Raw genomic sequence first — 7,736 nt, 5'->3', positions numbered from 1 at the left:
GCCGCACCGCCCTGGAAGGTCAGCGCCGAATAGAGCTGGTTCGGGCAGGCCTCGATCCACGCCCGGAGCCGGTGCCCGCCCGGCTCGGCGAAGGCCGCCTCCTGCAGGCCGCCGTGCCTGAGCACCACCACGTCCCAGCCGAAGTTGCGGAACAGCGTCTCGAGCTTGGCCCAGAGCCCCTCGCGGATCACCGCGTCGAGGCTCTGGCGGTTGTAGTCGACCACCCACCAGAGGTTGCGCACCCCCTGCTTCCAGCCCTCGAGCAGCGCCTCGTAGATGTTGCCCTCGTCCATCTCCGCGTCGCCGACCAGCGCGACGAACCGCCCCTCGCGCCGCTCGGTGCCCCAGCCGTGTGCGCGGACATAGTCCTGCACCAGCGAGGAGAAGAGCGTCTGCGCCACCCCGAGCCCGACCGAGCCGGTGGAGAAGTCGACGTCGTCCCTGTCCTTGGTGCGCGAGGGATAGCTCTGCGCCCCGCCGAAGGCGCGGAACCGCTCCAGCTGCTCGCGGCTCTGGCGCCCGGCGAGATACTGGATGGCGTGGAAGACCGGCGCCGCGTGCGGCTTCACCGCCACCCGGTCCTCGGGCCGCAGCGCATGGAAGTAGAGCGCGGTCATGATCGTCGCCATCGAGGCCGACGAGGCCTGGTGCCCGCCCACCTTCACGTCGAGGTCGTCCGCCGGCCGCAGGTGATTCGCCGCGTGGATCGTCCAGGCCGAGAGCCAGAGCACGCGCCGCTCGAGCGCGGCGAGGGACTGAACGTCGGGCATCGCAACCTCCGCTTCCTTCCCCCGGGGAGGGGCTGGCGGCATCAGGCCTCTCGCCGGGCCGGAAGGTCAAGGCCGCCCGCGCCGGGGCGCCTACGCCCCGCGCATGGCCGGAATCGGCCAACCGACTGGAATCTCACTGGTCCCGGCCGTCCTCGCCCAGCGCCACCGCCAGCAGCCGCTCCAGCGCGTCATAGTCCTCGGGGTCGAAGCCGCCCACGCCCTGCAGCCAGATCCCCGCCGCTCGCAGCCCCTCGGGCAGCAGCCGGCAGGTGACCGCGCGCCCGGCCTTCTCCTGGCCGAGGAGCCCGGCCGCCGCGAGGATGTGGATGTGCTTGGAGATCGCCGCCAGCGACATCTCGAACGGCCGCGCCAGCTCGCCCACCGTGCGGTCCCCGCGCGCGAGCGCGCTCAGCAGCGCCCGCCGCGTCGGGTCGGCGAGCGCGGCGAAGATCTGGTCGAGATCGGCGTCTCGGGGCAATGTCAACCGTCCGGTTGAGGGTTCCAGCGGGCGGAAAACTATCCTGAAATCAGCGCGTTGTCCATAAACCGCCCCGCCCGGCTTTCGCTTGACCGCATGGGCGCTTTAAAGTACCACCCTTGCCCAGCAATGACCGGCCAGGGGGATCAGTCCGGTTCGGAGGAGGAGGGCGGTCGGACGACCGAGGAGCCCTTCGCCGAGCGGCTGAAGCGCCTCGAGGACCGCATCGCCGCCGCCAGGGCGGACCGCGCCGAGCCTCCGCGCCGGGGGCACGGCGAGTTCACCCAGGGCTCGCTCGCCTGGCGTATGGTGATCGAGCTGGTGGTGGGGATGCTGCTGGGGCTCGCGATCGGCATGGGGCTCGACGCGCTCTTCGGCACCCGCCCGGTCTTCCTGGTGGTGTTCGCCCTGCTGGGCTTCGCCGCCGGCGTCAGGACGATGCTGCGCACCGCCGAGGAGGTGCGCGGCAGGCGCGGAGAAGCCGCCCTCATGGGCGGCAGGCCCGAAACGAGAGACGAGACGAGAGACGGGACGGGGGACTAGATGGCGGACGAGGCGGGCGGCAGCGGCTTCAACATCCACCCGATGGAGCAGTTCGAGGTCGTGCCGCTTTTCGGCGGTCACGAGGTGCACTGGTACACGATCACCAACGCCACGCTCTGGATGGCGCTGACGGTCGCCGTCGCCAGCCTGCTGATGCTGGTGGGCAGCCGCAGCCGGGCGCACGTCCCGTCGCGGATGCAGTCGGTCGCCGAGTCGATCTACGGCTTCGTGCACAAGATGATCGTCGACGTGACCGGCAAGGAAGGCGCGAAGTACTTCCCCTACGTCATGACGCTCTTCCTCTTCATCCTCTTCGCCAACCTGCTCGCGCTCATCCCGACCTCCTTCGCGCCGACCTCGCACATCGCGGTCACGGCGCTCCTCGCGCTCGCCGTCTTCTTCTCGGTCACCGCGATCGGCTTCTACAAGCACGGCACCCATTTCCTGAAGCTCTTCTGGGTCGCGAGCGCGCCGACGCTGGCGCTGCGCATCATCCTCGCCTTCATCGAGGTGATCTCCTATTTCGTCCGTCCGCTCAGCCACTCCGTCCGACTTGCCGGCAACATGATGGCCGGCCACGCGGTGCTGAAGGTCTTCGCCGGCTTCGCCGGGGCGCTCGGGCTCGCCGGCATCCTGCCGATCCTCGCCATCACCGCCGTCTACGGTCTCGAGCTGCTGGTCGCGGTGATCCAGGCCTACGTCTTCGCGATCCTGACGGTCGTCTACCTCAACGACGCGCTGCATCCCGGGCACTAGCCCCGCAAGCACGCGCGCCCCGGAAACCCGCCATCCACCAAGGAGAAAATCATGGAAGGCAATATCGCTGAGATGGGTCAGTTCGTCGGCGCCGGCCTCGCCTGCGTCGGCATGGGCGGCGCCGGCATCGGCGTGGGCCTCGTGGCCGGCAACTTCCTGTCGGGCGCGCTGCGCAATCCGGCCGCGGCCGGCGAGCAGACCGCGATGGTCTTCATCGGCATCGCCTTCGCCGAGGCGCTCGGCATCTTCTCCTTCCTGGTCGCGCTGCTGCTGATGTTCGCGGTCTGACCGCGACCCGAGGCATCGCTGTCGCGGGCCACCGAGGCCCGCCGAGGACGGAGTGAGAGATGGCGACCGAGAACGCCGTGATCGTGATCGCGCAGGCCGAGGGGGACCAGGTCGAGGTCGCCCCGGCGGGTGACGCGCACGCCGAGGGCCACACCGCCGAGACGCTGGGCGCGGACAACCTCGCGCATGCCGAATCGGGCATGCCGCAGCTCAACCCGGCGATCTACCCCAACCTGCTCTTCTGGCTGGTGCTGGCGCTCCTCGCGCTCTACTTCATCCTGAGCAAGGTCGCCCTGCCCAGGATCGGCACGGTGATGACCGAGCGCAACGACGCCATTTCGAACGACATCGAGCAGGCGGCGCTGCTGAAGCGGCGGGCGCAGGAGGCGGAGGCCTCCTACAACGCCGCGCTCGCCAAGGCGCGCGACGAGGCGCACAGGATCGCGGCCGAGGCCAAGGCGGCGATCGACAAGGAACTCGCCGGGCTGATGGCCAAGGCCGACGCCGAGATCGCCGTGAAGTCGGCGGAATCCGAGAAGCGCATCGCCGAGATCCGCGAGGGCGCGGCGAAGAGCGTCGAGGAGGTGGCCCGCGAGACCGCGGTCGCCATCGTCGACGCGCTGATGCCGGGCACCGCCGACGCCAGGACGGTGCATACGGCCATCTCCAGGCGGCTGAAGGGCTGAGCGATGGACTTCCTCAACAACACCAACATCGTCGTCGCCATCGGCTTCGTGATCTTCGTCGCGGTGCTGCTCTACTTCCGCGTGCCGGCGATGATCACCCGCATGCTCGATGCCCGCGCGGTACGGATCAAGCAGGAGCTCGACGAGGCCCGCGCGCTGCGCGACGAGGCGCAGACGCTGCTGGCCGGCTTCGAGCGGCGGCAGAAGGAGGTGAAGTCCCAGGCCGAGGACATCGTCACCGCCGCCCGCGCCGAGGCGGAGAAGGCGGCCGAGGCGGCGAAGGAGGACATCCGCAACTCCGTCGCCCGCCGGATGAAGACGGCGACCGAGCAGATCGCCGCCGCCGAGCAGAGCGCCGTCCGCCAGATCAAGGACCAGGCGGTCAGCGTGGCGGTCGCCGCCGCCGCCGACGTGCTCCGCCAGCAGGTGAAGCCCGCCGACGCCGACCGGCTGATCGGCCAGGCCATTTCCGAAGTCGGCGAGAAGCTGCACTGAGATGAAGTCGCTCGAAACCCGCAAGGACGAGCTGGAGCGCCGCCTGGCCGCGCTCGAGGCCCGCATCGCCCGCATCGAGGACGAGCTCGAGGAGCCGGTCAGCGACAGCTTCTCCGAGCAGGCCATCGAGCGCGAGGAGGACGAGGTGCTCGAGGACCTCGGCGCCGCCAGCGTGCGCGAGGTCCGCATGATCGAGGCCGCGCTCGACCGCATCCGCAACGACAGCTACGGCATCTGCGTCCGCTGCGGCGACCGGATCAGCGAGGAGCGCCTCGACATCCTGCCGCACACCCCCTTCTGCCGCGACTGCGCCGCCGCGGCCGGCTGACCTCCTGACATCAGGCTGTCAGTGGCGGCGTGCTAACCTGCACCCGTCCAGCAGGGAGGCCCCGATGTTCAACCACGTCTCGGTCGGCACCACCGATCTCGCCCGCGCCACGCGCTTCTACGACGCCGCGCTCGGCGCCCTCGGCTACCGCCGCACCATGAGCGAGGACTTCGGCTGCGCCTGGGGTGTCGAATGGCCCGAGTTCTGGGCCACCCTGCCGGCGGACGGCGCCGCCGGTCCCGGCAACGGCACCCATGTCGCCTTCGTCGCGCCGAGCCGCGCGGCCGTCGACGCCTTCCACGCCGCCGCCCTCGCCGAAGGCGGCAGCGACGCCGGCGCGCCCGGCCTGCGCGACTATACCGAGGACTATTACGCCGCCTTCGTGCGCGACCCCGATGGCAACAAGCTCGAGGCCGTGCACCTGCCTTACGTCCCCTTCCCGGAGCGCTGACGCGCTCCGGGCGGCGGGGCTCAGGCCCCGGTCGTCGGCGTGATGACGATCTCGACCCGCCGGTTCTGCGCCCGCCCGCCCGGCGTGTCGTTGCTGGCGACCGGCTGGCTGTAGCCCATCCCGGCCGTCTGCACCCGCCCGGACTCGACGCCGTTGCCGGTCAGGATCGTCGCCACCGCCTGCGCCCGCTGTTCGCTCAGCCGCTGATTGTGCGCCGTCGAGCCGGTGCTGTCGGTATGGCCGACGACCCGCACCGTCGACTGCGGGTTGTCGCGCAGCGACCGCGCCACGAAGGCGATCTCGTCGACATATTCCTGATGCACCACCGCGCTGTCGGTGTCGAAGGTGATCGACTCGGGCAGCGTCACCACCAGCTGGTTGCCGGTGTTCACCACCGTCGCCCCCGACCCGGCCAGCCCCTCCTCGAGCTGGCGCTGCTGCCGGTCGAGCGCCGCGCCGATCGCCGCGCCGGCGAAGCTGCCGACCGCGCCGCCGATCAGCGTGCCGCCCGAGCCGCCGCTGTCGATCGCCCGCCCGGCGATGGCGCCGACGCCCGCGCCGATCAGCCCGCCCGTCGCGGTGGAGTTGCGCGTCCCGTCCGGGTTGGTGCAGCCGGCCACGGCCGCCACGCCGGCCGTCAGGATGAGGATCTTCACTGCCTGCTTCATCTCGTGCCTCGCAACGTTCTCGTTATGCTCGCTGCTTAGCACGTTGGCGAATCGACGGAAGATCCTTTTTCACGCCGCCGATTCCAGCCTCGCCGCCTCCCAGGCCAGCATCGCCCGCTTCACCCCGAGCCCCCAGTGATAGCCGCCGAGCCCGCCGGCCTTCTGCAGCGCCCGGTGGCAGGGGATGAGGAAGCTGACCGGGTTCCGCCCCACCGCCGTCCCGACCGCCCTGACCGCCTTCGGCCGCCCGATCGCCGCCGCGATGTCGGAATAGGTGGTGACATGCCCGCTCGGCACCGCCAGCAGCGCCTCCCAGACCTTGAGCTGGAACGGCGCCCCGATCAGGTGCAGCCGCGCCTCGCCCCCACCGAAGGCCGCATCGACCCAGGCCCCGATCCGCTCCGGCGCCTCCACGAAGCGCGCCTTCGGCCAGCGCCCGCGCAGGTCGGCCATCGCCGCCTCCCGCCCGGTCTCCGCCGCGAAGGCGAGCCCGCAGAGCCCGCGGTCCGTCCCCATGGCGAGCGCCGGCCCGAAGGGCGTGTCGAACCACCCCCAGGCGATCTCCAGCCCTTCGCCGCCGCGGGCATATTCGCCCGGGCTCATCGCCTCCCAGCGCAGGAAGAGATCGTGCAGCCGCCCCGCTCCCGAAAGCCCCGCGGCATAGGCGGTGTCGAGCACGCTGTGCCGCTCGGCTAGCAGCCGCTTGGCATGGTCGAGCGCCAGATACTGCTGGTAGCGCTTCGGGCTGACGCCCACCCACTGGCTGAACAGCCGCTGGAAGTGCGCCGGGCTCATCCCGACACTCGCCGCCACGTCCTCGAGCGACGCCTGCCGCGGTGCCTGCGCGACGATATGATCGATGGCGCGGCCGATCACCGCGTAGTGATACTGTTCCTGAACTGTCTCGGTCATGGCATCTTTCCTCGCGTCGACGCGCAACCTAGCGCAGGCGCCGCCCGCCCCCCACCCGAATCCTGCGGGAAACCCGCGGCCCGCCTCTGGCCAGGGCAGGGGACTGCTGCTAGTTACATGTAACCAGGCAATCCGGAGGAAGGAATGACGAAGCCGTCACGGCTGAAGGTCAGCGAGCACCGCGCCCGCCTGCGGGCGCAGGGCCTCCGGCCGATCCAGATCTGGGTTCCGGACGTCCGCGCTCCCGCCTTCCGGTCCGAGGCGCACCGCCAGTCCCTCGCCGTGGCGGCGAGCCGCGGGGCGACGGCGGACCAGGCCTTCATCGACGCGGTCTCGGCGCTCGATATCGGTGACGGATGAGGCGCGGCGAGATCTGGACGGCGGCGGCCGGCACCGGCTATGCCGGGAAGCCGCGTCCGGTCGTCATCGTGCAGGACGACGCTTTCGATGCCACGGAGTCGATCACCATCTGCGCCTTCACCACCGACCCGACCGACGCGCCGCTGATCCGCATCCCGGTCGCGCCCAACGAGCGTAACGGCCTCGGCGCCCCCTGCCGGCTGATGGTCGACAAGCTCACCACCGTCCCGAAGGCGAAGCTCGGCCGGCGCATCGGCTGCCTCGACGACGAGGACGCCCTGCGGCTGAACCAGGCGATCCTCGTCTTCCTCGGCCTCGCGGTCTCCCCGAGAAGCCGGGAGGCATAGGGTGCCCGAGCCGCTCGACTATGCGACGATCGACGAGATCTTCCGCCGCTTCCACGCCGACGAGCCCGAGCCCAGGGGCGAGCTCGCGCATACCAACGCCTTCACCCTCCTCGTCGCCGTCGCCCTCTCGGCCCAGGCGACCGACAAGGGGGTAAACCGCGCCACCGCGGCTCTCTTCGAGGTCGCCGACACGCCCGAGAAGATGCTCGCCCTCGGCGAGGCCGGCCTCATCGAGCACATCAAGACCATCGGCCTCTTCAACAACAAGGCCCGCCACGTGATGAAGCTCAGCCGCATCCTCGTCGAGGATTTCGGCGGCGCGGTCCCCGCCTCGCGCGCGGCGCTGCAGAGCCTGCCCGGCGTCGGGCGCAAGACGGCGAACGTCGTCCTCAACACCTGGTGGAAGCTGCCGGCGATGGCGGTCGACACCCATATCTTCCGCGTCGCCAACCGCACCGGCATCGCCCCCGGCAAGGACGTCCTCGCCGTCGAGCGCGCGCTCGAGGACCGGGTGCCCGCCCCCTGGCAGCTGCACGCCCACCACTGGCTGATCCTGCACGGCCGCTACGTCTGCGTCGCGCGCAAGCCGCACTGCCGCACCTGCCTGATCCGCGACCTCTGCGCTTTCGAGGAGAAGAATCTGTGACCAAGGCC

The 7,736-nt window shown here is 70.7% G+C and carries 14 protein-coding genes; 10 read left to right on the top strand and 4 right to left on the bottom strand.

Translation table 11 applies throughout. The features are described 5' to 3' along the window. Positions 1–770, bottom strand: a 770-nt coding sequence (locus Q0112_RS09075; protein WP_297974215.1) for a 1-deoxy-D-xylulose-5-phosphate synthase N-terminal domain-containing protein, incomplete at its 3' end; no start/stop codon positions are given. A 133-nt stretch (positions 771–903) separates the two neighbouring features. Beyond that, positions 904–1,248 (bottom strand): helix-turn-helix transcriptional regulator, encoded by a 345-nt coding sequence (locus Q0112_RS09070; RefSeq protein ID WP_297974212.1) that lies wholly within the window; start codon positions 1,246–1,248, stop codon positions 904–906. 129 nt (positions 1,249–1,377) lie between these two features. Between Q0112_RS09070 and Q0112_RS09065 the strand changes: the two genes are divergently transcribed. The 7 genes from Q0112_RS09065 (at position 1,378) to Q0112_RS09035 (ending at position 4,795) form a co-directional block, all read left to right on the top strand. Then, a complete protein-coding gene (locus Q0112_RS09065) occupies positions 1,378–1,791 on the top strand; it encodes an AtpZ/AtpI family protein (protein WP_297974209.1) in 414 nt (137 codons plus the stop codon). Further along, complete coding sequence (locus tag Q0112_RS09060; RefSeq protein WP_297974207.1) at positions 1,792–2,547, top strand: F0F1 ATP synthase subunit A; 756 nt, start codon at positions 1,792–1,794, stop codon at positions 2,545–2,547. It begins immediately after the preceding gene. 51 nt (positions 2,548–2,598) lie between these two features. Next, entirely contained in the window at positions 2,599–2,835 is a 237-nt protein-coding gene (locus Q0112_RS09055; RefSeq protein ID WP_297974202.1) for a F0F1 ATP synthase subunit C, read from the top strand. Between the two features lie 59 nt (positions 2,836–2,894). Then, on the top strand, positions 2,895–3,521 hold the full coding sequence (locus tag Q0112_RS09050; protein ID WP_297974200.1) for a F0F1 ATP synthase subunit B': 627 nt from the start codon (positions 2,895–2,897) through the stop codon (positions 3,519–3,521). A 3-nt stretch (positions 3,522–3,524) separates the two neighbouring features. Continuing rightward, on the top strand, positions 3,525–4,016 hold the full coding sequence (locus Q0112_RS09045; RefSeq protein ID WP_297974199.1) for an ATP F0F1 synthase subunit B: 492 nt from the start codon (positions 3,525–3,527) through the stop codon (positions 4,014–4,016). 1 nt (position 4,017) lies between these two features. Beyond that, positions 4,018–4,344, top strand: a complete 327-nt coding sequence (locus Q0112_RS09040) for a TraR/DksA family transcriptional regulator (RefSeq protein WP_297974196.1) — start codon at positions 4,018–4,020, stop codon at positions 4,342–4,344. A gap of 64 nt (positions 4,345–4,408) precedes the next feature. Then, entirely contained in the window at positions 4,409–4,795 is a 387-nt protein-coding gene (locus tag Q0112_RS09035; protein WP_297974193.1) for a VOC family protein, read from the top strand. Between the two features lie 20 nt (positions 4,796–4,815). On the opposite strand, the gene Q0112_RS09030 is transcribed toward Q0112_RS09035, so the two are convergent. Continuing rightward, positions 4,816–5,463, bottom strand: a complete 648-nt coding sequence (locus Q0112_RS09030) for an OmpA family protein (RefSeq protein WP_297974191.1) — start codon at positions 5,461–5,463, stop codon at positions 4,816–4,818. Between the two features lie 69 nt (positions 5,464–5,532). After that, on the bottom strand, positions 5,533–6,375 hold the full coding sequence (locus Q0112_RS09025; RefSeq protein WP_297974189.1) for a bifunctional helix-turn-helix domain-containing protein/methylated-DNA--[protein]-cysteine S-methyltransferase: 843 nt from the start codon (positions 6,373–6,375) through the stop codon (positions 5,533–5,535). 144 nt (positions 6,376–6,519) lie between these two features. Here Q0112_RS09025 and Q0112_RS09020 point away from each other — a divergent pair, with 144 nt between their 5' ends. Genes Q0112_RS09020 through nth form a run of 3 tightly spaced genes read left to right on the top strand, consistent with a single transcriptional unit; the run spans position 6,520 to position 7,728 of the window. Continuing rightward, a complete protein-coding gene (locus Q0112_RS09020) occupies positions 6,520–6,735 on the top strand; it encodes an antitoxin MazE family protein (protein ID WP_297974187.1) in 216 nt (71 codons plus the stop codon). After that, the gene (locus Q0112_RS09015; RefSeq protein WP_297974185.1) at positions 6,732–7,082 is read left to right on the top strand and encodes a type II toxin-antitoxin system PemK/MazF family toxin; all 351 of its coding nucleotides are present in this window, start codon (positions 6,732–6,734) and stop codon (positions 7,080–7,082) included. The genes Q0112_RS09020 and Q0112_RS09015 overlap by 4 nt, the downstream gene beginning before the upstream one ends. A gap of 1 nt (position 7,083) precedes the next feature. Continuing rightward, on the top strand, positions 7,084–7,728 hold the full coding sequence (gene nth / locus Q0112_RS09010; protein ID WP_297974183.1) for an endonuclease III: 645 nt from the start codon (positions 7,084–7,086) through the stop codon (positions 7,726–7,728). The last annotated feature ends 8 nt before the right edge of the window (positions 7,729–7,736 follow it).

The organism is uncultured Amaricoccus sp. (assembly GCF_937858865.1).
Taxonomy (GTDB): Bacteria; Pseudomonadota; Alphaproteobacteria; order Rhodobacterales; family Rhodobacteraceae; genus Amaricoccus.
Note: the sequence above shows the minus strand (reverse complement) of the source record. Positions and strands in the feature narration are given on the sequence as shown.